The sequence below is a fragment of the Corynebacterium jeikeium genome, from assembly GCF_028609885.1.
In the GTDB taxonomy this organism is placed as follows: domain Bacteria; phylum Actinomycetota; class Actinomycetes; order Mycobacteriales; family Mycobacteriaceae; genus Corynebacterium; species Corynebacterium jeikeium.
Genome location: NZ_CP063195.1, coordinates 1,604,872 through 1,629,699 on the forward strand (window position 1 = coordinate 1,604,872; position 24,828 = coordinate 1,629,699).

20 protein-coding genes are annotated in these 24,828 nt (G+C 64.1%); 6 read left to right on the top strand and 14 right to left on the bottom strand.

Features of this window, described 5'->3' with window-relative positions:
- The first annotated feature begins 24 nt into the window (after positions 1-24).
- Genes CJEIK_RS07110 through CJEIK_RS07120 form a run of 3 tightly spaced genes read left to right on the top strand, consistent with a single transcriptional unit; the run spans position 25 to position 4,953 of the window.
- Entirely contained in the window at positions 25-2,016 is a 1,992-nt protein-coding gene (locus CJEIK_RS07110) for a vWA domain-containing protein (RefSeq protein WP_005292930.1), read from the top strand.
- Positions 2,017-2,041: 25 nt separating this feature from the next.
- Entirely contained in the window at positions 2,042-4,108 is a 2,067-nt protein-coding gene (gene ligA / locus CJEIK_RS07115) for an NAD-dependent DNA ligase LigA (protein ID WP_005292933.1), read from the top strand.
- A 14-nt stretch (positions 4,109-4,122) separates the two neighbouring features.
- Positions 4,123-4,953 carry an aldo/keto reductase gene (locus CJEIK_RS07120; protein ID WP_005292935.1) on the top strand — a complete coding sequence of 277 codons (831 nt, stop codon included), beginning with the start codon at positions 4,123-4,125 and terminating at the stop codon, positions 4,951-4,953.
- A gap of 151 nt (positions 4,954-5,104) precedes the next feature.
- Here the strand turns inward: CJEIK_RS07120 and CJEIK_RS07125 are convergent, their stop codons facing one another.
- Genes CJEIK_RS07125 through CJEIK_RS07135 form a run of 3 tightly spaced genes read right to left on the bottom strand, consistent with a single transcriptional unit; the run spans position 5,105 to position 8,671 of the window.
- A complete protein-coding gene (locus CJEIK_RS07125) occupies positions 5,105-6,220 on the bottom strand; it encodes a hypothetical protein (RefSeq protein WP_034964335.1) in 1,116 nt (371 codons plus the stop codon).
- Positions 6,221-6,227: 7 nt separating this feature from the next.
- Positions 6,228-7,415 (bottom strand): tRNA 2-thiouridine(34) synthase MnmA, encoded by a 1,188-nt coding sequence (gene mnmA / locus CJEIK_RS07130; protein ID WP_034964338.1) that lies wholly within the window; start codon positions 7,413-7,415, stop codon positions 6,228-6,230.
- Between the two features lie 29 nt (positions 7,416-7,444).
- Complete coding sequence (locus tag CJEIK_RS07135) at positions 7,445-8,671, bottom strand: cysteine desulfurase family protein (RefSeq protein ID WP_050760821.1); 1,227 nt, start codon at positions 8,669-8,671, stop codon at positions 7,445-7,447.
- A gap of 371 nt (positions 8,672-9,042) precedes the next feature.
- On the opposite strand from CJEIK_RS07135, the gene CJEIK_RS07140 reads away from it, so the two are divergent.
- Positions 9,043-10,242 (top strand): ATP-binding protein, encoded by a 1,200-nt coding sequence (locus CJEIK_RS07140; RefSeq protein ID WP_005292949.1) that lies wholly within the window; start codon positions 9,043-9,045, stop codon positions 10,240-10,242.
- Positions 10,243-10,332: 90 nt separating this feature from the next.
- On the opposite strand, the gene CJEIK_RS07145 is transcribed toward CJEIK_RS07140, so the two are convergent.
- From CJEIK_RS07145 to CJEIK_RS07165, 5 genes are all read right to left on the bottom strand, one after another.
- Complete coding sequence (locus CJEIK_RS07145; protein WP_005292951.1) at positions 10,333-11,286, bottom strand: electron transfer flavoprotein subunit alpha/FixB family protein; 954 nt, start codon at positions 11,284-11,286, stop codon at positions 10,333-10,335.
- Between the two features lie 21 nt (positions 11,287-11,307).
- A complete protein-coding gene (locus CJEIK_RS07150) occupies positions 11,308-12,096 on the bottom strand; it encodes an electron transfer flavoprotein subunit beta/FixA family protein (RefSeq protein WP_005292953.1) in 789 nt (262 codons plus the stop codon).
- A gap of 92 nt (positions 12,097-12,188) precedes the next feature.
- The gene (locus CJEIK_RS07155) at positions 12,189-13,415 is read right to left on the bottom strand and encodes a THUMP-like domain-containing protein (RefSeq protein WP_005292954.1); all 1,227 of its coding nucleotides are present in this window, start codon (positions 13,413-13,415) and stop codon (positions 12,189-12,191) included.
- 9 nt (positions 13,416-13,424) lie between these two features.
- Positions 13,425-14,336: an NUDIX hydrolase gene (locus CJEIK_RS07160; RefSeq protein ID WP_005292956.1), complete on the bottom strand. Its 912-nt coding sequence runs from the start codon at positions 14,334-14,336 to the stop codon at positions 13,425-13,427.
- Positions 14,337-14,346: 10 nt separating this feature from the next.
- A complete protein-coding gene (locus CJEIK_RS07165; protein ID WP_005292958.1) occupies positions 14,347-15,318 on the bottom strand; it encodes an ABC transporter ATP-binding protein in 972 nt (323 codons plus the stop codon).
- Between the two features lie 69 nt (positions 15,319-15,387).
- Between CJEIK_RS07165 and CJEIK_RS07170 the strand changes: the two genes are divergently transcribed.
- Both CJEIK_RS07170 and glgB read left to right on the top strand, forming a co-directional pair.
- Positions 15,388-17,412, top strand: coding sequence for an alpha-1,4-glucan--maltose-1-phosphate maltosyltransferase (locus CJEIK_RS07170; RefSeq protein WP_005292960.1), 2,025 nt, complete (start codon positions 15,388-15,390; stop codon positions 17,410-17,412).
- Between the two features lie 11 nt (positions 17,413-17,423).
- Positions 17,424-19,559: a 1,4-alpha-glucan branching protein GlgB gene (gene glgB, locus CJEIK_RS07175; protein WP_005292962.1), complete on the top strand. Its 2,136-nt coding sequence runs from the start codon at positions 17,424-17,426 to the stop codon at positions 19,557-19,559.
- Between the two features lie 6 nt (positions 19,560-19,565).
- Here the strand turns inward: glgB and CJEIK_RS07180 are convergent, their stop codons facing one another.
- The 6 genes from CJEIK_RS07180 to CJEIK_RS07205 all read right to left on the bottom strand — a co-directional run bounded on the left by CJEIK_RS07180 (position 19,566) and on the right by CJEIK_RS07205 (position 24,815).
- Positions 19,566-20,615 (bottom strand): tetratricopeptide repeat protein, encoded by a 1,050-nt coding sequence (locus CJEIK_RS07180; protein WP_077536183.1) that lies wholly within the window; start codon positions 20,613-20,615, stop codon positions 19,566-19,568.
- Between the two features lie 102 nt (positions 20,616-20,717).
- Positions 20,718-21,443 carry an endonuclease NucS gene (nucS, locus tag CJEIK_RS07185; protein WP_005292966.1) on the bottom strand — a complete coding sequence of 242 codons (726 nt, stop codon included), beginning with the start codon at positions 21,441-21,443 and terminating at the stop codon, positions 20,718-20,720.
- 36 nt (positions 21,444-21,479) lie between these two features.
- A complete protein-coding gene (locus tag CJEIK_RS07190) occupies positions 21,480-21,899 on the bottom strand; it encodes a DUF2550 domain-containing protein (RefSeq protein WP_005292967.1) in 420 nt (139 codons plus the stop codon).
- Positions 21,900-22,002: 103 nt separating this feature from the next.
- The gene (locus tag CJEIK_RS07195; RefSeq protein WP_005292970.1) at positions 22,003-22,374 is read right to left on the bottom strand and encodes a F0F1 ATP synthase subunit epsilon; all 372 of its coding nucleotides are present in this window, start codon (positions 22,372-22,374) and stop codon (positions 22,003-22,005) included.
- 12 nt (positions 22,375-22,386) lie between these two features.
- Positions 22,387-23,832, bottom strand: coding sequence for a F0F1 ATP synthase subunit beta (atpD, locus tag CJEIK_RS07200; RefSeq protein ID WP_005292972.1), 1,446 nt, complete (start codon positions 23,830-23,832; stop codon positions 22,387-22,389).
- Positions 23,833-23,834: 2 nt separating this feature from the next.
- Entirely contained in the window at positions 23,835-24,815 is a 981-nt protein-coding gene (locus CJEIK_RS07205; protein WP_005292974.1) for a F0F1 ATP synthase subunit gamma, read from the bottom strand.
- Positions 24,816-24,828: the final 13 nt, after the last annotated feature.

The window sequence follows — 24,828 nt, forward strand, 5'->3', positions numbered from 1 at the left end:
TACTTAGAAAGGCGCTGATCCCCCTTGCACCCAGCTAGCCCCACCCCCCAAACCTCAGCAAAACACCCCACACCCTGGCGCCTCACCCTCGCACTACTCGCCTTCCTCACCATCATCGCCCTCCTGCCCATCCTCGCCGTCAACGCCAACGCCGAAGACGACAACAACGGCAGCGATGGAAGCACTAGCAGCAATGACGCCACCGGCGGCGACAGCAAAGTCGCCGTCGTCCTCGACGCCTCCGACTCCATGGCCGAAAAAGATACCGGCGACGGCGGCACTCGCATGGACGCAGCCAAAAAAGCCGCCAACGACACCATCGACACCCTCGCCGATTCAGCCCAAACCGCAGTCATCGCCTACGGCTCCGAAGAATCCAACGCCCCGGACAACCGCGACAAAGGCTGCCAAGACATCACCACCCTCGCTTCCCTCGGCAACAACAAGCCCGAAGACCTCGAGGACAAGATCAACGGGCTAGAGCCCAAGGGCTACACCCCCATCGGCAATGCCATCAAGAAAGCCGCCGAGGAACTCGGCAGCTCCGGCAAGCGCAACATCATCCTCGTCTCCGACGGCATCGACACCTGCGCCCCACCACCAGTCTGCGACGTCGCCGAAGACATCGCCGGCGACGGCATCGACCTAGCCATCCACACCGTCGGATTCAAAGTCGACGACAAAGCCCAAAAAGAACTCGAATGCATCTCCGAAGTCTCCGGCGGCACCTACACGTCTGCAGACGACACCGAAGCACTCACCGAAGCACTGACTGACGCCGCCCAACGCGTCGCCGGAAATTACGAATCCGCAGGCACCCCAGTCCAATTAGCTGACAACGCCACCGATGGGTTCTACCTCGGCGAAGGCCTCTACCAAAGCACACTGCCGGCACCGCAGAAGACTAACGAAGACGGCGCTGACAAGTGGTTCAGCATCAGCGTCCCCGAAGGCAAGAAGGCTCAAATCACCGCTAACCTGGTTCCCGTCGGCTTCGAAGGCGGCGACCACATTTACTACAACGTCAACGTTGAATACAAGAACGACAGCTGCAGCGACAAGGGCTCCGGCTACTTCGGAGCCTCCAATTGGCCCGGCCCACCGGAGGCGGAGTCCGTCACTATCGAACCGGATGAGGACTGCGACCCGACGAAGTATCGCGTGAAGCTGAACCATACCGGTACCGAAATTGACCACGACCTTCCGGTTGAAATCATGGTCGGGTTCGCGCCTCAGGTCGACGGCGCCGATGCCGGCCCGGAGAACGATCGCGAAACTCCGGAAGGCGACGACAAGGATAAAGTCAAGGTGCCGAGCACCTCCCCGAAGCCGACCCCCGGCGGCAACTCCTACAACAACGCAACCGAGATCACCCCGGGCACGGTATCCGACACCTTGGTGCCCGGTGAGACGAAGTTCTACCGCATGAACGTCGACTGGGGCCAGCGCCCCATCGCAGAGGTTGAATTCGATAAGAAGAACACGGACGATTCCCGTAACGGCGACATTTACGTGGCGTCGCCGCGCCGCGAAGTAACTTCCGAGCAGACAATTCGGACCCTCGACAAGGATGTCCCCACCACCGCACGTGCTGTGGGTACGCCGTACGTTTTCTACCGCAACCGTGAAGGAAACGTTGGGGAACAGGAAGCTTCGGATGCCGGTCAGTGGTATGTCATGGTCACCCTCGAGGGCTACGACGATAACGGAAAGCAAGCAAAGGACATCGAGTTCCGCCTGTCCACCGCAGTAGAAGGAAACAAAGTCGATGGACCGGAGTGGCGTCAAACCCTAGAGCCCGGACCAACCCCCACCCCCGAGGCACCAGGAACCAACGACGACGGCAACGACGGACAGGAGAACAACGGAAACTCCAGCGACGACTCCAACGCCCAAGCCAAGGACATCGACAATGCCTCCCAGAGCAACACGATCCTATACATCGGCCTGGGAGTCCTAGTCCTCATTGTGCTCGCTGCAGTGGCCGTCTACTTCACCGCCGTCCGCCGCAAGTAGATCCGCCGCAAGTAGACTAGCGGGGGTGAGTACTCAATCCCGCTGGCAAGAACTCGCTGACCAGGTGCGCCACCACCGGCAGCTCTACTACTACGGCGAACCGGAGATCTCGGACGCGGACTTCGACGCCCTGCTGCAGGAGCTCAAAGACCTAGAGCAGGCCCACCCGGAGGTCGTCACCGGCGCGTCCCCCACCGAGGAAGTCGCGCCCGCCCCGCCCACCAGCAGTCCATTCCGCAATGTTGACCACCGCGAGCAGATGCTCAGCCTGGACAACGTCTTTGATACCGAGCAACTCGCCGGCTGGCTGGACCGCACCCCCGCGAAGACATATCTGACGGAGCTGAAGATCGACGGGGCGTCAATAAACCTCCTCTATATCGACGGCCAGCTGGAGCTCGCGCTGACCCGCGGCGACGGCACGACGGGCGAGGACATCACCCACAACGCGCGGACCCTCGACGACATCCCGGATACCCTCCACGGCACCGATGAATTCCCCGTCCCCGAACTGGTAGAGATTCGCGGCGAGGTATTCATCGACGTCGAGGACTTTGCCGCCATGAACGCCCAGCGCCAGGCCGAGGGGCTGAAAATGTTCGCCAACCCTCGCAACGCCGCTGCCGGCGCGATGCGGCAAAAGAATTCCGCGGACACGGCCAAGCGCCCACTGAAGTTGATCTGCCACGGTATCGGCGCGCGCGAGGGCTTCTCCCCCGCTTCCCAGCACGATGCGTACCGCGCGATTGCCGCGTGGGGGCTGCCGGTTAGCCCGTACACCAAGCAAGTTCACTCCGCCAAGGAGGTCCAGCAGCAGGTCGAGTACTGGGGAAACCACCGGCACGACGCAGCGCACGAGATGGACGGGCTGGTCGTCAAGGTCGATTCCCTGGAAGAGCAGCTGGAGCTGGGCCACACCAGCCGCGCCCCGCGCTGGGCGATCGCGTATAAGTACCCGCCGGAAGAGGCGATGACCACGCTGCACAACATCCGCGTCGGCATCGGCCGCACGGGGCGGGCCACGCCTTATGCGGTCATGGAGCCGAAGTACGTAGCGGGCTCCACGGTCTCGATGGCCACTCTGCACAACCCGACGGAGGCCCACCGCAAGGGCGTGATGCTGGGCGATACGATCACCATCCGCAAGGCCGGCGAGGTCATCCCGGAGGTGCTGGGCCCGGTCGAGGACAAGCGTACGGGTGCGGAGCGGCCTTTCCTATTCTCGACGTTCTGCCCCGAGTGCGGCACCCGTTTGGCTCCTTCGAAGGTTGGTGACGCCGACTGGCGTTGCCCCAACACTCAATACTGTCCCGGCCAGTTGCATACCCGCTTGACGTACCTGGCTTCCCGCAAGGCGTTTGATATCGACGCTTTGGGGGAAAAGGGCGCTTACGATCTGATCCACTCCGGCGTGCTGGCCGACGAGTCGGAACTGTTCGACCTGAGCGCCGAGGATCTGGAGAAGACCAGTTCCTATGCGACGAAGGCCGGGAAGCTGAATAAATCTGGCGAGACTTTGCTGGAGAAGCTGCAGTCCGCGAAGGAGGCGGACCTGTGGCGGGTGCTGGTTGCACTGTCGATTCGGCACGTGGGTCCGACTGCGGCGAAGGCTTTGGCGAAGCATTTCGAGTCCGTGGAGGACATCGCCTCGGCCTCAGTCGAGGAGATGGCCGGCATCGACGGTGTGGCGGAGACGATCGCGGAGTCAATTTCGGATTGGTTCACGGTGGATTGGCACCGCCGGATCGTGGATCGCTGGGCGGCTGCTGGCGTGCGGATGCACCAGGAGGCCGGGGAAGCTTCCGGAGAGGCGGATGGCGTGGATTCCGCGCTGTTGGAGGGCCTGACGATCGTAGTCACCGGTTCGCTGGAGGACTTCGACCGGACGGCAGCGAAGGAAGCCATCGAGGCTCGCGGCGGCAAGGCGGCGGGCAGCGTGTCGAAGAAGACGGACTTCCTGGTGGCAGGTGAAAAGGCCGGCTCCAAGCTGAAGAAGGCCGAGGACCTGGGCGTGCCCGTGCTGGACGAGGCAGGCTTTAAGGAGCTGCTGGAAAGCGGCGCAAACCGAACGGCGCAAAACCGAACTGAGTAGAGAGGCAGGACCGAATGACTGAAACCACAGCACTTTCCCTCCCGGAGATTGGGCTCGGAACCTACAAGATGCAGGGCCAAGCGGGCGCGGACTCCGTGGCTGCGGGCATTCGCGCGGGCTACCGTCTGATCGACTCGGCTTACAACTACGAAAACGAGGGCGCGGTGGGCGCGGGCATCCGCGCTGCGACCGGCGCCGGCGGGATCCACCGCGACGAGGTGATCGTCACCTCCAAGCTGCCCGGCCGCTACCAGCGGCACGACGACGCTATCGCTTCCGTCGAGGAATCCCTCTTCCGATTGGGTTTGGACCGCATCGACCTGCATCTCATCCACTGGCCGAATCCCAAGCAGGGTCACTACGTGGAGGCCTTCGAAACGTTGCTGGAGCTGCGCGAACGGGGGGTAATCCGCCACGTGGGCGTGTGCAATTTCCTGCCCGAGCACCTGGAGGCCGTCCACGCCGCCACCGGCGAGTACCCCGTGGTCAACCAGATCGAGCTGCACCCGCACTTTCCACAGGCCGAGGCCGTCGCGGCACACCGCGAACTTGGCATCGTGACGCAGGCCTGGTCGCCGCTGTTGCGCGGCGCGGTTCTGGAGGAGCCGGTCATTGCCGAGATTGCTGACGCCCACTCCGCAACCCCCGGGCAGGTCGTCCTAGCGTGGCACCGCGGCCGCGGGGTGTTGGCGATCCCGAAGGCTGCCTCGGAGGAGCGGCAGCGCGAGAACCTGGAGTCGTTGAACGTCACCCTGAGTGATGCAGAAATCGAGGCCATCACGGCGCTGGGCCGTCCGGATGGGCGCCGGAAGAACCAGGATCCGGCGGTCTACGAGGAGTTCTAGCGCGACTGGCGTTCAACCGCGCTCAGTCGCGTTCAGCGGTGCACGCCGCGCTCAGCGGTGCAGGCCGCGTTCAGCGGTGCAGGCCGCGTTCAGCGGTGCAGGCCTCGCTCAGGCGCGCCGGGTCCGCGCTAGAGCAGCACCAGTTGCACTATCAATTACGCCAAAGCAGGGCCGCCGCGTGGCGGGCACGAGCCGCCGCCACGGAGGCCTGCGCGGCGGTGCGCTTGCGCTCGGGAACCACAATGTCCACCAGCCCCGGCAGCTCGTCGGCTGGCAGCGTCCACTGCGTCCACTGACTTAGGACGGCGCGGGCGATGTCGCCCGCGACGGCCTCCACGTCGGCCCCGCTGAGATCTGCGGCCGGGTCGCCGGCACTCTCCACGCCGGCTGACTCCGGATGCGCAGCAGCATGCCCTCGGGCGCCCGCAATCTCCCCGCCCACCGACGGCGCCGCCTGGGGCACCACCCAGCCAATCCCCTGGCCGCGACCGATCATCCCGCCAACCAGGTCTTTGCCGCTGGTTGTCTGCAACTGATCCACGGGCACCACGATGCGGTGGAAGCCAGGCGCGTGCGAGAGGGCGTCATCGATAAAAGATCCCGTATCCAGCACCACCGGCCGCGCGACCTGCTGCTGGAAGCGCTGCCACACCCCGTAGATGAACTCGCGGTCGACGGCGGGGATCGTGTCGAAGCGGGTGGCCCCGGGTAGTCCGCCCATGACCTCGCGGACGCGCGGCTCGTGGAGTGCAATGATGACCTCGCAGCCGAGCGCCGCTGACAGCGCGCCCGCGACCTGCTCCACGCCGAAGCCCAGGTGCAGAGCGCAGTCCTTAAACGCCGGGCGGTCGCGCAACACGGGGTGGCCGCGGAACTCCACCTCGGCGCCGAACGTCCACGGCCCGGTGACGTGCAGCATCAGCCGCTCGACCTTGCTCGCCAGCAGCTCCTCAGCGGCATCCGTCGCCTCGCGTACCCAACCATCCATGCGCCGGGATTCCAGGCTCGGATGGGCAGTCAGCTCCCACCCGCGGGTATTAGCGCGGATCGGCAACTGCGCGAAGCTGGCCGTCAACGCTGTGAGATCCCCCGCCCGGCCGCAACGCGGGAACGACAAAACCGGCGGCACGCCCGTGTCCTCGTCCACGTCGCACGTGCGGGTCAGTGCGGACTGGATTGCGGCGCGCACCTCCGCGTGATCCGTGACGGTGCTCTCCCACCAGCCCAGGCGCCCGATCGGCTCCGGCTGTGCGGTGTTTTCTGCCATCGCCGTGCTACGCCTCTGCCGGCGTTGCGCGCTCACCCGCGGTACCAGCGGCACCCGCATCGCTCCACGGTGCGGTGGCGCGAATGGTGCCGCTGCCCAGCAGGATGTCGCCTTCGGCGTCCGGCTGGTAGACCACGGCGGCCTGCCCGCGCGCCACGCCCTGCAGCGGCTCGTGCAGATCCAGCTCCAGGCGCCACGGGCTCTCGCCTTCCTTCTTGACGCGCCCCGCCGGCGTGGTCCTCTCCGGGTCGTCCACCAGCCGTGCGGTGGCGGGCACTACCCCACCGTGAGCGCGCACCTGCACTTCGCACTCGAATTCGCGGCCGTGCACGGCAGGGTCCAGGCGCTTCAACCGATCGGCCGTAATCCCACCGACCCGTAGGTCGTCGCGCTGGCCGATGGTCACGGTGCCCGTGGCGGCGTCAATATCCGTCACATAGCGCGGCTTGCCGTCCAGCCCCTCGCGCGGAAGTCCCAAGCCCTTCCGTTGGCCGATGGTGAAGCCATACACACCGTCGTGCTCCGCGACGGTCGAACCGTCCTGGTCCTTCATCAGCCCCGGTCGCAGGCCGATCTTCTTGCCTAGAAACGCCTGCGTCTGCCCGTCGGGAATGAAGCAGATGTCGTGGGAGTCCGGCTTGGAGGCCACGCCGAAACCGTGGTCCTTCGCTTCTTCGCGGATCTCCGGCTTGATCGTGTCACCGACCGGGAACATGCAGTGTGCCAGCTGCTCGTCGGTCAGCACGCCCAGCACATAAGACTGGTCCTTGTTGGCGTCCACTCCGCGGCGCATCACGCCGTCGTGCAGGCGGGCGTAGTGCCCGGTCACCACGGCATCAAACCCCAGCGCGATGGAGCGGTCCAGCAGCGCCTCGAATTTGATCTTTTCGTTGCAACGCAGGCACGGGTTGGGTGTCTCGCCGATGGCGTAGGAATCCACGAAGTCGTCAATGACGTCGGCCTTGAAGCGGTCGGAGAAGTCCCACACGTAGAACGGAATCCCCAGCTTATCGGCCACGCGGCGTGCGTCCGCGGAGTCCTCCAGGGAGCAGCACCCGCGCGAGCCCGCCCGCACAGCCTCGGGGGACTGGGAAAGCGCCAGGTGTACGCCGATCACTTCGTGCCCGGCCTCAAGCGCTCGGGAGGCCGCCACGGCGGAATCCACACCGCCACTCATTGCTGCTACTACTCGCATGTTTGGCACCCTACTCGGGTACCGGCGGGTTAGGCCATTCCTGCGGCGCGGGCCTGCTCGACCACGCGCGGCAGGATGCTCGCCAGGTACTCGACCTGGTCGTCAGTGATGTCCGCGCCCAGAGTTATCCGCAGCGCACCACGGGCCACGTCCACTGGCACGCCCATGGCAGTCAGCACGTGGCTGGCTCGGTTCACCCCGGCGCTGCAGGCAGAGCCCGTCGATGCGTCCACCCCGGCGGCGTCCAAAAGCATGATCAGTGAGTCACCCTCCGCACCAGGGAAGCTCATGTGCAGGTGCCCGGGCAGCGCGCCGACCTCGGGAGTCCAGATCCGCACGCCGTCGATGCCCTGCGCCGCCGCCCGTAGCCTCTCGCGCGCCATGCGCATTCTGGCGGTTGCTTGTTCTAGTTCCTTGATTGATGACGCCAACGCCGCCGCGCATCCCACCGCACCCTGCACGTTCACGGTGCCGGAGCGGAGCTTTCGCTCCTGGCCGCCTCCGCGCACGGGGCTTAAGATGTCCGCGTCTCGGCGGGCGAGCAGCAGGCCCGTGTTCTTCGGACCGCCGAACTTGTGGGCGCTGGCAGCCAGCGTGGTGGCACCGAGGGCGTGGAAGTCGACGGGGACGTGGCCGACGGCCTGCACCGCGTCGGTGTGGAAAGGCACGCCGTTGTCGCGGGCAAAACTGGCGAGTCGCTCCACCGGCTGGATCGCGCCGGTTTCGTTGTTGGCCCACATGCAGGTCAGTAGCGCCAGGTCGCTCGGCGCGCCCGCGCTACCTTCTAGACCGGCAATCCAGTCTTCGGCACGGACGCGGCCGGCGGCGTCCACAGGAAGGACCGCACGTTCAAACCCCAGATCGAGCGGCCCGGCCGTGAGCCAGTCGACGGACTCGACCACGGCGGGGTGTTCAATGTCGGAGCTGGCGATCACGTGCGCGCCGCGGTGGGCCTTCGAACCAAACGCGAGCCCCTGGATGGCGATGTTATCGGCCTCCGTGCCGGAGCCGGTGAAGATCACCTCTGCTCCATCCGCGCCGAGGAGTTCGGCGATCTGCTCACGGGCGTCCTCGAGGCTGCGACGGGCATCGCGCCCGGTCTTGTACTGGCCTGCGGGGTTCAGCAGCCCTGCGGCACGCTCCATCGCCTCCTGCGCTTCGGGTCGCAGGGCCTGGGACGCCGCATTGTCCACGTACAGGCGCTCCCGCGCGGCCGTTGCGCCGCCGCCCGTCGCCTCAGCCGACGCGCCTGGCACTGGACTCTTCGCTGCGTGGTTGGTCTTGTTCACGCCCCTACCCTACTTCTTGGTCAGCAAACATCGCTCACGGGACCTTTGCCTCTTGGTATTATCCAGGTACTCAGAGCTGATATCTACAGAAGCGATAGCAATGGGGCTCGCAGGATTTTTGTTTATGCCCCTGATCGCGTTTCTTGTCCTAGCAGTTCCTGGTGTGCTCATCATGATCATCCATTTGCTCCGGAAGAACAATAAGGGCAAGGACACGGACAGGGACACAGACAAGGACACAGCTGGATCGGAAGATCCCGGATCTAACACTTCTAACAAGTCCACAGAGATCTAACAGATCTAACAAAATCTAGCAAAGCTCCACTATGCTGTGAGGCATGTCCGATCCCTCACGCCAGTCCGCTGTGCCCGGCCAGCGCAACCCCTTCCGCCCCAGCTTCGGCACGTCGCCGTACTACCTCGCAGGCAGAGCGGAGCTGCTGCAGGATTTCGAGCTCAGCCTCGCCGAAGGCCCCGGCTCCCCGCACCGCACGATCTTGGCCAGTGGTCTGCGTGGCGTGGGCAAAACGGTGCTACTCAACGAGATCGAGGACAAAGCCCGCGTCCAGGGTTGGATCGTCCTGCGCGCTTACCCGAACAACGACATGATCTCCGAGCTGGTCGAAACGACTATCCCCACCGCCATCACAAGTATCGAGCAGCCACCAGAGCGCAAACTCTCCGGCGCATCCATCACCGGCGTGGGCAGCTTCCGCACTGAAGCACACTCAAGAGCCGAAGAACTCCGCAGCGTACCAACGCTCATCACCCGCTTACGCGAACTCTCCGACGCAATCACCGGCACCGGCATCCTCATCACCCTCGACGAGCTGCAATCCGCCGACCTCGACCAGCTCCACCGCCTGGCCACAGCGGTCCAGGACCTCATGCGCGACGAGCGCGACATCGCCTTCGTCTGCGCGGGCCTGCCCCACGGCGTGGACACGCTACTGCAGCACGAGGGCACCACGTTCCTCCGCCGCGCCTTCCGCGTCGACCTCCACGCTGTGCCGACCGAGGAAGTCTCGAAGACCCTCGCCATCACCGCCGCGGATTCTGGCCGTCCTTTTACTGATGACGCCCTATGCCGCGCCACCGACATTTGCCGCGGATACCCGTACCTCATCCAAGTGGTCGGCGCACTGTCCTGGGCGGCTGCCGGGATCGATGATTCGGGCACCATCGAGGCCGCACACGTGGAGACTGCCTCCCGACGGGCAATCGACCGCATGACCAGCCACGTCCACCGGCCCGCGCTCAGCCGTCTGCCGGAGGGGGAAATGAACTTCCTCCGCGCGATGGCTGCGATTAGTGCCGACGAGGGGGCGTCCGAACCAGAATCGGTGAGCGCAGCAGCACCGGCAACGAGAGCTGTCAAGACTGGCGACATCGCCACTCACCTGGGCGTGGAGCCGAGGGGCCTGTCCACGTGGCGGAGCCGCCTCATTACCCGGGATCTGATCGAGCCAGCGGGATTCGGTCGCGTGCGTTTCACGCTGCCTTACATGGACGAGTACATCCGGCAGCAGGACGGGTAGCGCCGAACAAGCCACAAGAAAAACCGGCGCCCTCCCGCCAGCGTAGAGCTAAGCGAAAGGGCGCCGGCTGTAAAAGCCTAGGGTGAAGAACTACTTGCGGTTCTTCAGCTCCTCGGTAGCCTGCGGAGCAACCTTGAACAGGTCGCCGACAACACCGAAGTCTGCGATCTCGAAGATGGAAGCCTCTTCGTCCTTGTTCACAGCAACGATGGTCTTGGAGGTCTGCATACCAGCCTTGTGCTGGATAGCGCCGGAGATGCCCAGTGCGATGTACAGGTTCGGGGAGACCGTAACACCGGTCTGACCAACCTGGAACTTACCCGGGTAGTAGTCGGCATCCACAGCTGCACGGGAAGCACCAACGGCGGCACCCATGACGTCGGCCAGCGGCTCGACGACGTCGGTGAAGCCCTCGGAGCCGCCCACGCCACGACCACCGGAAACCACAATGTTGGCCTCGGTCAGCTCCGGACGATCGCCGGCTTCAGCCGGGGCGAAGGAGGTGATGGTGACGGCGGTCGGGCCAGCACCCGGCAGCTCAACCTGCTGGACGTTGCCAGCAGCAGCCTGCGGCTCCGGATCCAGGGAGCCCGGAGCCAGGGTGAAGACCGGGGATGCGCCGGCAGCGGAAGCGGTAACGGTGTAAGCGCCACCGAAGATGCTGATCTCAGCGGTCTTCTCAGCGGTGATGTTGTTGGTGTTGTACAGAACGCCGGAAGCAACGCGGGCGCCAACGCGACCTGCAATTTCGTTGCCCGTTGCGGTAGCGGAGACGATAACCGGAACCTGCAGCTGAGCTGCCAGGCCGGACAGTGCGTCGACCTCCGGGGTGATCAGCAGGGACTCTGCCTGATCGGACTCAGCGGCGTAGATGGTCTCTGCGCCAGCCTCGGCCAGTGCGCCCTGCAGCTTCTCGGTAGTTCCGGGAGCGCCAACAACAACGGCGCCGACGGTGCCGAACACACGTGCAGCGGTGATCAGCTCGACGGTGGAGTTCTTCAGCTGACCCTCACCGTGCTCAACCAGTACTAGTACGTTGGTCATGTCCTTAAATCCCTACTTCCCTTAAACCAGCTTTTCCTTGACCAGGAACTCGACCAGCTGCTTGCCGCCCTCGCCCTCGTCGTTGATGATCTCACCAGCCGACTTCGGCGGCTTCGGGGTGGAAGCGGAAACGGAGGTGGTGGCGTTTGCCAGGCCAACGTTTGCAGCGTCCACGCCGATCTCTTCCAGAGACAGCTCTTCGATGGTCTTCTTCTTGGCAGCCATGATGCCCTTGAAGGCAGCGAAGCGCGGGGTGTTGGACTTCTCGGTCACGGACACGATGGCCGGGGTCGGAGCCTCCAGGCCGAATACGCCCTCTTCGGTGACGCGCTTACCGGTGACCTTGCCACCCTCAACGCTCAGCTCTTCCATGTGAGTCAGAGCCGGGATCTGGCGGTACTCAGCCAGCAGGCCCGGGACGGAACCAGCGCCACCGTCGGTGGAGGCGTTGCCGGCGATAATCAGCTCGATGTCCTCGATCTGGTTCAGGGCGTTGGACAGGGTCCATGCCGTGCCCAGTGCGTCGGAGCCAGCCAGGTTCTCATCTACAACCAGCTTGGCCTCGTCGCAGCCCAGGGACAGTGCCTTACGCAGCGCTTCGGTTGCGCGCTCCGGGCCGACGGACAGAACGATGACGTTGCGGGAGCTATCTGCTTCCTTCAGCTGCAGTGCAGCCTCAACAGCGTTTTCGTTGATTTCGTCCAGGACAGCATCTGCGCTGTCGCGGTCGAGGGTGAAGTCATCGTCGGTGAGCTTGCGCTCGGAGTAGGTGTCCGGCACCTGCTTAACCAGAACAACGATGTTCGACATTCGTTGACCTTCCTGCTTGGGTATTGTGATTTGGCACCATAGTACCTACCACTGGGTGACCACCGCCACAAATTTCCTATATTGTTTTAGAACTACCCCCGCGAGCTGCGACGAGCCCGGCAAATAAATGCCACAGCCTTGGCAGCGCCGCCCTCACCGATGCGCGTAACCACGACAGAGTAAGCAGTATCCGCCACTCCGGCACCGCTCGCGCCACCATTTCCGCCCGCGTTGCCCTTCTTCAGCTTCCACTTCTTCCGCAGCTCATCGGGGTCCACATCCACGCCGCGCACGAGGATCTCCACGCTCTTCGCACCCAACCCCACCAACGCAGAACGCGCCTTCTTCAGCGGCACTTTTTCCACAACCTCGAAGCCGCGCACGCCCGCTGGTAGCTCGTCGCCAGTCAGGTACGCGATGTGTGGATCCAACTGCCACAGCCCATGCCGCGCCGCGTATTGGCGCACTAGCCCGGCGCGCACGATGGCGCCGTCGGGGTCCACGATGTAGCGCCCTACCCCGCCCACACGATCAGTCTCGGGCTCATCGCTTGTCACTATTTCTTTAACTGATGACGCCCCCATCACGACCGCCCGGCGCCCCCGCCCAAGGATCGCGGGTGAATAGAGGCACGCCTCCTTTACTCCTCCATCGACGGAAACGACTTCCACGTGGCCGTCGAACTCGGAGTAGTCGATCCCCGGTGCGCATTTGACCACCATTTTGTCGTAGCAGTCCAAAAGCTCCGGCAGCGGCGGCTGCAAATCCTCTAGCTTGGCAATGCGGCCCGAGGAGTTCCGGCGAGCGGGATCTGCCACCACCACGCCGGATTTCAGCGCACCGGATTTCAGGTCACCAGCGAACGCGGGTCGCAGCGCATCCATGCGCACTACCGGGACCTCCGGCACATTGAAGCGGGCCATGCGCAGCCGCTGGTGATCTAGGTCCCCGCCCAGTGCGCGCAGCCCCGCGGCAGAAAGCGCGTACAGCTCGGTGCCAATGCTGCACGTGACATCCACGGCAGCCTCCACCCCGGCACCCTTCAACACCTCCGCGCGCCACTCGGCGACTACCGGCGGGGTGGCCTGCTGAACTGATTCGCTATCCATCAGCCAGCTATCCGGCAGCTTGCCCGCACGGCGGGCCTGCACCAGTTCCACTAGGGCGCGAGCGTGCTCGCCGTGTGCCTTACGCAGGTGGGAAAGGTCCTGCACGAGGGTTTTCTTGGTTAGCTGGTACGTGGTGGCGTCATTAATAAGGGGCGAGCCAGCGGCGCAATCAGCGAGCAGAAAATCCAGCTCGGCGGCAGAAAAGGCCATCGTTGCGCGCTACTGCTCGTAGGAGTGGGGACGAATGGCGAAAGGGTTCTCCGGCATCTCGGCGGGGTCTACGACGAACTTCATGCCCGGCGCGAACTGGCGGGCAGGTGCGCCATACATCTGCTGCTCCATCAGGTAGTACTCGGCCATGTACGGCTCGTCGACGGGCTCTTCGAGCACCGGATCGACGGAGAGGCTGGAGGAAAAATCCAACACTTCCTCGACAGTGCGGAAAGTATCCAGCAGCTTCAGCTGGGCCCACGTCGGCGGCATCAGAGAGATCTTGCGGGAGCGCCACCCGTCCAACAGCGTGGAGGGACGGAACCAACCCGTCGAGGTAGCCTCCGGGGTATCGGCTCTGGTCTCCTGCCCCTCCGGCATGGCGGCCACGAAAAAGGCTGTGTCGTAGCGGATCGGCTGCTCCACCGGGGTAACCCAGTTGGCCCAGGGGCGCAGCAGGTCGGAACGCAAGACCAAGTTGTTGTTGCTCATAAAGTCGGAGAAGCTCAGTTGGTGGTTCTCCAACAGCTTGCGTTCCTCCTGGTAGGGCGTGGTGTCCACGACTGGGGAGCCATCGCGGTGGGTGGCCAGCAGCGTGCCGCACTCCTCGAAGGTCTCGCGCACCGCGGCACACACCAGGGCGCGGGCCATACTTTCCGGCTTCTGCAGGCGCTTGGCCCACCATTTGACCTCCGCGCCCTGCCAATTGATGGCCGGCGACATGTGGCCATCGCCGTCGACGTCTCCCGGCATGTCTCGGGAATCCACACCGCCGCCTGGGAAAACCGTCATCTCCGCGCAGAACTTCATGGTCGAGGCGCGCTCCTGGACGTACACCTCGATCCCCGACAACGTATCGCGCAACAGAATCACCGTTGACGCGTGACGTGGCTGCACTGGGCCCAAACGGTTTTCCTTCATGCGTCAGAGTCTACCGATCTTCCTGTCGGCGGTGGCCGGCTCCACTGGCGCCACTGGCTCCACCGGCTCCATTGGAACGGTGGCTGCCCCGGCGTTGGCGGCTGCGGCGGGCGAACCAGCGACCGTCCTCGTGCTTGACTTCGATTGGCTGGTGGAAGGTGCGGGTGAGGTTCTCGCTGGTCATTACGTCTTCCAGGATGCCCTGCGCCACAACCTCGCCCTCGTCCAGCAACAGAGCGTGGGTGAACCCCGGCGGGATCTCCTCCACGTGGTGGGTGATCATCACGATCGCCGGGGAGTCCGGATCCGCCGCCAGGTCCGAAAGCAGCGCCACCAAGTCCTCGCGGCCGCCGAGGTCCAGGCCTGCGCCCGGTTCGTCCAGCAGCAACAGCTCGGGGTCGTTCATCAGTGCGCGGGCGATCAGCACGCGCTTGCGCTCACCTTCGCTTAGGGTCCTCCAGGTCTGCTCGGCCAGGTGGTAGGCGCCGACGCTTTCCAGGATCTCAATGGCGCGCTCGTAGTCCAGCTCGTCGTAATCCTCGCGCCAGCGGCCCAGCACGTCATAGCCGGCGGAAATCACGATGTCCGCGACCTTCTCATCTCCCGGCACGCGCTGCGCCAGCGCAGAGGAGCTCATTCCGATGGCGGTGCGCAGCTCGCGCAGATCCACCTTTCCCATCTGCTCACCAACCAGCTTTACCGTGCCGGTGGTTGGGAACATCTGTGCCGACGCCAGGCGCATCAAGGTGGTCTTGCCCGCCCCGTTGGGCCCGACAATGATCCAGCGTTCGTCCAGCTCCATCTGCCAATCCATTGGCGCCAGGATGGCCCGCCCGTCACGTACGACGGAAACGTTGCGCATATTTACGATCAGGTCGTCCTCATCGGCCTGCGCGGTGGCCGGGGTGGAAATCAAGTTCGTCACGTTCTCGCTCACTCCCCCATGGTGCCTCAAGATCCGCGCGAAGTGTGCCAACAACATAGGCTTGCTGTGTAAGCACCAAAGCGAACCGCCAACGGATCCCCACTGCCACCCAAAAGGAGCTTTCCCATGACCGGCCGCCTCGGCATCGACTGCATCTCCCCCGTCATCTCCCACGGAGCCACCCCCGCCAAGGCCATCGTCGGCCAGGTGTTCCCGGTCAGCGCAAGCGTCTGGCGCGAGGGGCACGACGCTATTTCTGCCACCCTCGTCGTCCGCCGCCCCGCCGGCGCTGAGGGTGGCCGCGCGAAGATCACGATGTCGCCTGACCCCGATGACGTCGACCGTCGCCATGCCGTGTTCGTTCCGGATGTGCCGGGTATGTGGACCTTTCGTGTTGACGCCTGGTCGGATCCAGCAGCCACATGGTTCAACGCAATCACCAAGAAGGTAGCCGCGGGCCAGGATGCCCAGGCGCTGGCCAATGATTTTGAGCTCGGCGCGCGCCTGTTCGAGCGGGCGGCGGAGAAGGCCTCCCGTAAGCACCGGGAGCTGGTGGCTTCCGTGCCAGGCCAGCTGCGCGATGAATCCTTGAGCATCGACGAGCGCCTGGCCACCGCCCTGTCTCCGGAAATCAAGGAGGCCCTGGACAAGCGCCCGCTGCGCGACCTGCTGACCCGCGGCCCGGAGTTCCACGTGCTGGTGGAGGAAAAGACCGCCGGCGTGGGCGCCTGGTACGAGATGTTCCCCCGCTCCACTGGCGGTTGGGATGCCGACGGCAACCCGGTGCACGGCACCTTCGCCACCGCTGCCGCGGACCTGCCGCGCATCGCGGACATGGGCTTCGACGTGCTGTACCTGCCGCCGATTCACCCGATCGGCGAGATCAACCGCAAGGGTAAGAACAACACTCTGACCCCCACCCCGGAGGACGTCGGCTCCCCGTGGGCCATCGGCTCCAAGGACGGCGGCCACGAGGCCGTACACCCACGCCTCGGTACCGTCGAGGACTTCGAGAACTTCGTCGCCGACGCCAACAAGCAGGGTCTGAAGGTCGCCCTGGACCTTGCGCTGCAGTGCGCCCCCGACCACCCGTGGGCTAAGGAACACCCGGAGTGGTTCACCGTGCTGCCGGACGGCACCATCGCCTACGCCGAGAACCCTCCGAAGAAGTACCAGGACATCTACCCGCTGAACTTCGACAACGACCCGGAGGGTCTGTACCGCGAGGTGCTGAAGGTTGTGCGCCTGTGGATCGGCCGCGGCGTGCGCATCTTCCGCGTGGATAACCCACACACCAAGCCCACGAACTTCTGGCAGTGGCTGATCGCCGAGGTCCACGCCACCGACCCGGACGTGGTCTTCCTCTCCGAGGCTTTCACCCGCCCGCCACGCCTCTACGGCCTGGCCAAGGCGGGATTCACGCAGTCCTACAGCTACTTCACTTGGAAGACCACCAAGGAGGAGCTGGAGGAGTTCGCCGGGGACATCGCCAACTACGCCGATGTCTTCCGCCCGAACCTGTTCGTCAATACCCCGGACATCCTGCACGAATCCCTGCAGACCGGCGGCAAGGCCATGTTCGCCATCCGCGCCGCTCTGGCCTCCACCCTCTCCCCGCTGTGGGGCGTGTACTCCGGCTTTGAGATCTACGAATCCACGCCGGTTCACGCGGGCTCGGAGGAGTACCTGGACTCCGAGAAGTACGAGCTGCGTCCGCGCGACTACTCAGTGGACAACTGCGCTGAATGGATCAGGGATCTGAACCTGTGGCGTCAAGAAAACCCGGCGCTGCAACAACAGCGCACCCTGCGCTTGCACGAGACCACGAGCGACGACCTCCTCGCGTACTCGAAGGTCGACGGTGTTACCGGCAACGCGGTGCTCGTGGTGGTGAACCTGAACCCCAACGCGATCGTCGAGGGCTCTGTGCACCTGGATACCGAAGCGCTTGGCCTGGGCGCGCCGGAGGAGGTGCACTTCGAGGTCACCGACCTGCCGACGAACCAGACCTACACCTGGGGCGCCAGCAACTACGTGCGTCTGGATCCGGACTTCCAGGTTGCGCACATCTTCCGGCTGCCCACCCTCGGTGAGGGTGAGCGCGAGCGGGTCTGCATGCGAGCTCAGGAAGAATACGATCCCCGCAGGTAGAATCGGCGGGTATGAACCACGATTACCACCGGCTCGCAGAACGTAGGCACCACGCCCCGCACGACGTGCTTGGGGCACACGAAAACGGAGACGGAACCACCACCATTCGCACGGTTCAGTGCGGGGCGGAGTCCGTCGCCGTGCGCATCAACGGCGGCGAGCCGGTGCAGATGGAGCCGGCAGAGGAATACCCGGCGCTATTCACCGCAACCGTGGATTACTTCGTAGACACCTACGTCTTCGAAGTCACCTGGGCCGGCGGCACCACCGCCACCCTGGAAGACCCCTACCGGCGTCTGCCTACCGTCGGCGACCTGGATCGCTACCTCATCGGAGAGGGGCGGCACGAGGAGCTGTGGAAGGTGCTCGGCACGCACGTGCTGGACGGCGGCGTGTCCTTTTCCGTGTGGGCGCCGCATGCCGCGGGTGTTTCCGTGATCGGCGACTTCAACGGCTGGAACGCTAACCAACACCCCATGCGCGCGCTGGGTAGCAGCGGCATCTGGGAACTGTGGATCCCCAGCGTGGGTGCCGGGGCGCACTACAAGTTCTCCATCACCACCGGCGACGGCGTACGCCTGGACAAGGCCGACCCGATGGCGCGCCTGGCAGAGCCCGCCCCCGCGACCGCTTCCATCGTCGTGGCGGACAGCGACTATGCCTGGGGCGACGACGAGTGGCTGGCTCACCGCGCCGCCGTGGGCGTGGACGAGACCATGAGCATCTACGAGATGCACCTAGGCAGCTGGCGCAAGGGGCGCAACTACCGGGAGCTGGCCGCGGAGCTGGTGGAGTACGTGCAGAAGCTGGGCTACACCCACGTAGAGCTCATGGGCGTCTCCGAGCACCCCTTCGAGCCCTCCTGGGGCTACCAGGTGACCAGCTACTACGCGCCGAACAACCGCTACGGCGGCCCGGACGACCTGCGCTACCTGATCGATTCGCTGCACCGCGCCGGCATCGGCGTAATTATGGACTGGGTTCCCGGCCACTTCCCCAAGGACGGCTGGGCTCTGGGCCGCTTCGACGGCGAGGCCTGCTACGAGCATCCGGATCCGCGCCGCGGCGAGCAGCCGGACTGGGGCACCTACGTGTTCGACTTCGGGCGCAACGAGGTACGCAACTTCCTGGTGGCGAACGCTTTGTACTGGTGCAAGGAGTTCCACATCGACGGCCTGCGCGTGGATGCCGTGGCCTCGATGCTGTACCTGGATTACTCCCGCGATGACTGGCTGCCCAACGAGTTCGGCGGGCGCGAGAACCTGGATGCGGTGGAGTTCCTGAAGGAAATGAACGCCACCGTGCACCGCAAGTGCCCGGGCTCGCTGACCATCGCCGAGGAGTCGACCTCCTGGCCGGGTGTGACCGCCCCCACCAGCGAGGGCGGCCTGGGGTTCAGCCTGAAGTGGAACATGGGCTGGATGCACGACAGCCTGGAGTACATCCAGCGCGATCCCGCCTACCGCAGCTACCACCACAACGAAATCACGTTCTCGATGGTCTACGCCTACTCCGAGAACTACGTGCTGCCGATCAGCCACGACGAGGTAGTACACGGCAAGGGCACCCTGTGGTCGCGCATGCCCGCCGGTTCCGCCTGGGACAAGGCTGCGATGGTGCGCAGCTACCTGGCGTTCATGTGGGCGCATCCAGGCAAGAAGCTGCTCTTCCAAGGCCAGGAATGGGGCCAGACCGAGGAGTGGAACGAGTCCCGCGGTCTGGATTGGCACGACCTCGAAGGCTGGGAGGGAGAATTCCACCGCGGCATCAGCGCCCTGACCAGCCAGCTGAACAAGCTCTACCACTCCGAGCCCGCGCTGGGGCAGGATCACGCGCCGGAAGGCTTTCAATGGATCGCCAGCGACGACTCGACGAATAACGTTCTTTCCTTTATTCGACGCCACCGTGGACGCGAACTGGCGTGTGTCATTAACTTCTCGGGTACCACCCAGGAGAACTACCGCATCGGCCTGCCGCAGGCCGGTACGTGGCGCGAGGTGTTAAACACCGACGACGTGCAGTACGAGGGTGCCGGGCGCGTGAACGGCGACCTGCACACGGAGCCCACCGGCTCCCACGGCATGCAAGCTTCTGCGGTGTTGCAGATCCCGGCGCACACCGCACGCTGGTTCGTGCTGGAGGGCTAACCCCGGCTAGAACAGCGCCGAGGCCATGCGGGTGCGGCCCGTGATGACCTCCGGGTCCGCCGGGTCGAACAGGCTGAACAGCTCCAGCAGGCGAGCCTTCGCCTGCTTCTTGTGATCCGCGCTCCCCTCGGCGGACGGGCGCAGCTCCTCGATCAGCAGGTCGAAGGCCTTAGGCTTGTCGCCCGCCAGCAGCAGGCGGTCGGATTCCGCGAACTCGTCCCCACCCGTGGACAGGCGCTGCATCAGCAGCGCGTTGGCACGCGCCGCGCGGGCCTCCCCTACGACCTCGTCGTCGGCCTGCGCGGGGTTGGCAAGGATGGCGTCATAATCCTCAATTGCGCCCGCGTAATCCTCCGCTTCGAGCTTTTCGGCGGCAGCAGCCAGGCGCGGGTCGCCCGCATCCTGGTCCGCGTCAGCACCGGCCGCAGCAGCGCCCGCGCCACCGCCGGCCGCATTAGCCGGGTCTTCCTCCGGAGCCAAGCCACGCAACTTGCCGTCTACGGCCTGAACTACCGCATCTACCCAGCCGTGCAGCTGCGCGGCAGGCTGGCCTCCCTCGAAGTTGGTCAGCGGGCGGCCGGCGGCCAGCGCAATGACGGTGGGGATTGCCTGCACGCCGAAGGCCTGGGCGACCTCCGGGGTGGCGTCCACATCGACATAACGGAAAAGCCACTTGGTCGGTGCCTGCTGGGACTCAGCTAGCTTGGTGAAGTCCTGGCGCATCTGCTCCGATGCCTCCGAACGGGCAGAACCCAGCAGCGTAATCACCGGAACCTGCGTGGAGCGGACCACAAGGTCAAGCTCGAAGTTCTCCGGGGTGATAGTGCTTACGAAAGCTACGGAAGCCCCGGTGCCTCCTGCGCCGGTTCCACCGGCCGCCGCACCCGGCTGGCCTGCCGCGCCAATACCTCCAGCGGCGGCGCCAGTGCCAGCCGCGCCCGCCTGAGCGGCGCGAGCCTGCGCCTGCGCCCGCTGTTCGGCCTGCTGCTTTACTGCACCCAGGTCCACTGCCCCAGCAACAAAGCGGGACGGAGGGATATTAGAAGGATTCGTCACCTTTTAAGTGTCCTTTCTTGATAGCCCTCAAGCGCGGCGGCCGCGCGGGAGAGCTTACTTTGCCGGATAAGGGGCTAGGGCCAACCAACGGAGCTAGGTCTTTTAGAAGAGCCGCAGCTCCGAGGAGTCGGTTCCTCGCATTGCTTCGTAATCCAGAGTAACGCAACGGAAGCCGCGGTCCTCCGCCAGTGTGCGAGCCTGCGGCTTGATCTCCTGGGCGGCAAACACGCCCGTTACGGGCGCCAGGAGCTCGTCCCGGTTCAGCAGCTCCACATATCGCGTTAGCTGCTCAACCCCGTCGATCCCACCACGGCGCTTGATCTCCACAGCCACCGTCGCGCCCGTCGAGTCCTTAGACAATATGTCTACTGGGCCGATAGCTGTCGGGTACTCGCGGCGGATCAAAGAGTAGCCCTCACCCAAGATCTCAATCTGCTCGGCCAGCAGCTCCTGCAAGTGCGCCTCCACGCCATCCTTAACCAGTCCTGGGTCCTCCCCCAGGTCATGCTCCGTATCTGAATAGATCTCGAAGATTTGGATCCGCAGCTGCTCCCCCTTTGGATTCGTAACGATCCACAACTGCTCGACCCCCTCATTTCCAAGCTCCGAATACTCCGTAGGGGCGTCATCACCATCAAAAGAGCTAGCCTCGACGGCCTCAAGGGAACACGGCGGCATCATCCAGTTGAGCGGCTTATACGCGCGATCGTCGGCGTGGATAGAGACCGAACCATCGGCCTTCAGCAAGATCAAACGGTCTGCAGGCGGCAGATGGGCCTCCAGGCGTCCGACGTAATCGACACAGCAGCGGGCAATGACTAAGCGCATGGTTGTTCAGCCTACGCTACCGAAGCCGGCGGCGACTCAACGGCGGGGTATGCGGCGCTCCGAAGGGGCCGACTCGAGCCAGGCCACAAGCGCAGTATCCCCGGCACTATCCAGGGCGATTTCCCAATGAGTCTTGCGATGAACTACCTCGACGACGTGGACGTTATCTTCCAAGAAAGCGGACTCGCGCGGGGTGATTTCGCGGCGAGAAACGATTGCTGTGCCCAAGCGTGTAAGCACCACGTCCGAGGCCGGGCGCAGGCTACGCAGCTTGTAGAACTTGGCGGAGTGGCCCGAATACTTCAAAATCCCGTGGCGCCAGTGCCTGCCATCGGAATTCGGCAGGCGCCGGACAACCACGGGATACCCCTGGGAACGCAGCGTAAAGAAGCGCCACACAACGGCGGTGACGACGAACAGCGCCACCGCCGCAAGAAAATACAACAACCACGCCATATACCTAACTTACAGGCATGAAGTGGGTTTCGAAAAAGCAAAACGGGCCCCACCGTGAAAACAGTGGAACCCGTTTGTCGGGAAGTTTAAAGCTAGTTAGCTCTTAAGCTTCCATACGCTTCACAGCGCGCAACTCGGACTCTGCGACAGCCTTGTCATGCTCAGTCTCTGCAGACTGCTTGCGAGACTCGGCATCCGCAACGTTGACCTCGCTGGCCCACGTTGCAGAATCCGCCAGAATGGTGATCTTCTCGGAGGACACGGACAGGAACCCGCCCTGTACCGCGGCCACCAGCTTCTCACCGGTGTTCGTCCGAATGGTAACGACGCCGTTCTCGACCAGCTGGCCGAGCAGAGGCTCGTGACCAGGGAGCACGCCGATCTCGCCCTCAGTGGTCTGCGCGGTAACGGACGTTGCGGTACCAACCCACAGCGGACGTTCCACGGAGACCAGTTGTGCGGCAATCTCAGCCATGTGCTTAACCCCTTACTTTTCGGTCATCTTCTTGTAAGCAGCCTCGACATCGTCCAGGCCACCCAGACCGTTGAAGGCCTGCTCCGGGTAAGCGTCGAACTCGCCGTCGCAGATGCGCTCGAAGGCGTCGATCGTGTCGGCCAGCGGCACGTAGGAGCCCGGGATGCCGGTGAACTTCTCCGCAACGAAGAAGTTCTGGCCCAGGAAGCGCTCCAGACGACGTGCACGCTGAACGGTGATCTTGTCCTCTTCCGAGAGCTCGTCCATACCCAGGATGGCGATGATGTCCTGCAGTTCCTTGTTCTTCTGCAGGATGTGGATCACGCGCTGGGCAACCTCGTAGTGACGCTCGCCGACGATACCCGGCTCGAGGATACGAGAGGTAGAGGTCAGCGGGTTCACTGCGGGGTAAATACCCTTCGAAGCGATGGAACGATCCAGCTCGGTCGTTGCATCCAGGTGGGCGAAGGTCGTTGCCGGTGCCGGGTCGGTGTAGTCATCGGCCGGCACGTAAACGGCCTGCAGGGAGGTAATGGAACGACCCTTGGTCGAGGTAATACGCTCCTGCAGAACACCCATCTCGTCAGCCAGGGTGGGCTGGTAGCCCACGGCAGAAGGCATACGACCCAGCAGGGTCGAAACCTCAGAACCAGCCTGGGTGAAACGGAAGATGTTGTCGATGAACAGCAGCACGTCCTGGTTCTGAACATCGCGGAAGTACTCCGCCATGGTCAGACCGGACAGAGCCACGCGCATACGGACTCCCGGCGGCTCGTCCATCTGGCCGAACACGAGCGCGGTATCCTGCAGCACGCCCATCTCTTCCATTTCCAGGAAGAGGTCGGTGCCCTCACGGGTACGCTCACCAACACCTGCGAACACGGAGGTACCGGAGAACTCGCGGGCAATACGGGTAATCATCTCCTGGATGAGCACCGTCTTACCCACACCTGCACCACCGAACAGGCCGATCTTGCCGCCCTTCACGTACGGGGTCAGCAGGTCGATGACCTTAATACCGGTCTCCAGGATCTCGGTCTTACCCTCGAGCTGGTCGAATGCCGGCGGCTCGCGGTGGATGCCCCACTGCTCGCCGTCGCGGCCCAGGCCCGGCTCGTCCAGGCAGTCGCCCAGAGCGTTGAAGACGTGGCCCTTGACAACGTCGCCGACCGGTACGGAGATCGGCTTGCCGGTGTCGGTAACCTCAGCGCCACGGATCAGGCCGTCGGTCGGTGCCATAGACACGGCGCGCACAAGGTTGTCCCCGAGGTGCTGTGCAACCTCCAGGGTGATGGTCTTTGCCACTGCCTCGAGGTCAACCTCGACGGTCAGGGCGTTGAACAGTGCTGGCTGCTGGCCGCGCGGAAACTCCACGTCGACGACCGGGCCGATAACTCGCACGACGCGGCCCGCAACAGCCGATTCAGCAGAAGGCTGAACCTGGTTTGCTGTAGTCATACTTAATCACTTTCTCCGCTATCGGCGAGCGCGGATGCGCCACCGACGATCTCTGTAATTTCCTGGGTAATCTGGGCCTGACGAGCCTGGTTGGCAACTCGAGAAAGCTGCTTGACCAGGTCGGTCGCGTTGTCGGTTGCTGCGCTCATCGCGGTACGACGCGCTGCGGATTCCGACGCCGCAGACTCCAGCATTGCTGCGAAGATGCCTCGGGAGACATACTGCGGCAGCAAGGCCTTCAACAGGGTGTCTGGGTCGGGCTCGAAGTCGTAGTCGGCAGCAATATGGTCTACCTTGTCGGAGACCAGATCCTCGCCGAGCTCGAACTTCTCTTCCTCAACCACAGTCTCGATCGGCAACAGTCGGTGTGCCTCTGGCTTCTGGCTCAGCATGGACTCGAAGCGGGTGTACACGATGTGCACCTCGTCGAATCCCTGTACAGCCTGCCCCTCTTCCGCCTTGAGGCCCTCGCGCCACTTAGCGGTTCCTTCGGAACCAGCGACGAAGCCGTCAATCAGGTGGCGACGCACATCGTGAGTAGCGGCATAATCGGGGTCCTGAGAGTAGCCCGACCAGGCGCCTGCGATGTCTTCGCCACGGAAGTTGTAGTAGGAGATGCCCTTGTTACCAGAGACGTACAGAACAACGTCCTTGCCTTCGTTCTCCAGGCGCTTGCGCAGCTCTGCAGTCTTCTTGAAGACGTTGTTGTTGTAGCCACCGCACATGCCACGGTCACTTGAAACCACGAGGATCGCAGCGCGGGAAGCATCCGTCGGCTCCTGCAGGATCTTGTGGTCCAGGGTGCTGGCGGCGGCCAGACGCTGAACCACGCGGGTGATTTCATCCGCGTAAGGCTCTGCATCGTCTACACGTGCCTGAGCCTTCGTGATCCTCGAGGTGGCGATGAGCTCCTGGGCCTTCGTGATCTTCTTGGTCGAGTTCACGGACTTGATGCGTGTCCTCAGCTCGCGAAGACTAGCCATAACTATCGCCTCC

Coding starts and splice junctions, on each gene's coding strand:
- CJEIK_RS07120 (WP_005292935.1), top strand. CDS start 4,123: ATGACTGAAACCACAGCACTTTCCCTCCCGGAGATTGGGCTCGGAACC.
- CJEIK_RS07125 (WP_034964335.1), bottom strand. CDS start 6,220: ATGGCAGAAAACACCGCACAGCCGGAGCCGATCGGGCGCCTGGGCTGG.
- mnmA (WP_034964338.1), bottom strand. CDS start 7,415: ATGCGAGTAGTAGCAGCAATGAGTGGCGGTGTGGATTCCGCCGTGGCG.
- CJEIK_RS07140 (WP_005292949.1), top strand. CDS start 9,043: ATGTCCGATCCCTCACGCCAGTCCGCTGTGCCCGGCCAGCGCAACCCC.
- CJEIK_RS07145 (WP_005292951.1), bottom strand. CDS start 11,286: ATGACCAACGTACTAGTACTGGTTGAGCACGGTGAGGGTCAGCTGAAG.
- CJEIK_RS07150 (WP_005292953.1), bottom strand. CDS start 12,096: ATGTCGAACATCGTTGTTCTGGTTAAGCAGGTGCCGGACACCTACTCC.
- CJEIK_RS07155 (WP_005292954.1), bottom strand. CDS start 13,415: ATGGCCTTTTCTGCCGCCGAGCTGGATTTTCTGCTCGCTGATTGCGCC.
- CJEIK_RS07160 (WP_005292956.1), bottom strand. CDS start 14,336: ATGAAGGAAAACCGTTTGGGCCCAGTGCAGCCACGTCACGCGTCAACG.
- CJEIK_RS07165 (WP_005292958.1), bottom strand. CDS start 15,318: ATGTTGTTGGCACACTTCGCGCGGATCTTGAGGCACCATGGGGGAGTG.
- CJEIK_RS07170 (WP_005292960.1), top strand. CDS start 15,388: ATGACCGGCCGCCTCGGCATCGACTGCATCTCCCCCGTCATCTCCCAC.
- glgB (WP_005292962.1), top strand. CDS start 17,424: ATGAACCACGATTACCACCGGCTCGCAGAACGTAGGCACCACGCCCCG.
- nucS (WP_005292966.1), bottom strand. CDS start 21,443: ATGCGCTTAGTCATTGCCCGCTGCTGTGTCGATTACGTCGGACGCCTG.
- CJEIK_RS07190 (WP_005292967.1), bottom strand. CDS start 21,899: ATGGCGTGGTTGTTGTATTTTCTTGCGGCGGTGGCGCTGTTCGTCGTC.
- CJEIK_RS07195 (WP_005292970.1), bottom strand. CDS start 22,374: ATGGCTGAGATTGCCGCACAACTGGTCTCCGTGGAACGTCCGCTGTGG.
- atpD (WP_005292972.1), bottom strand. CDS start 23,832: ATGACTACAGCAAACCAGGTTCAGCCTTCTGCTGAATCGGCTGTTGCG.
- CJEIK_RS07205 (WP_005292974.1), bottom strand. CDS start 24,815: ATGGCTAGTCTTCGCGAGCTGAGGACACGCATCAAGTCCGTGAACTCG.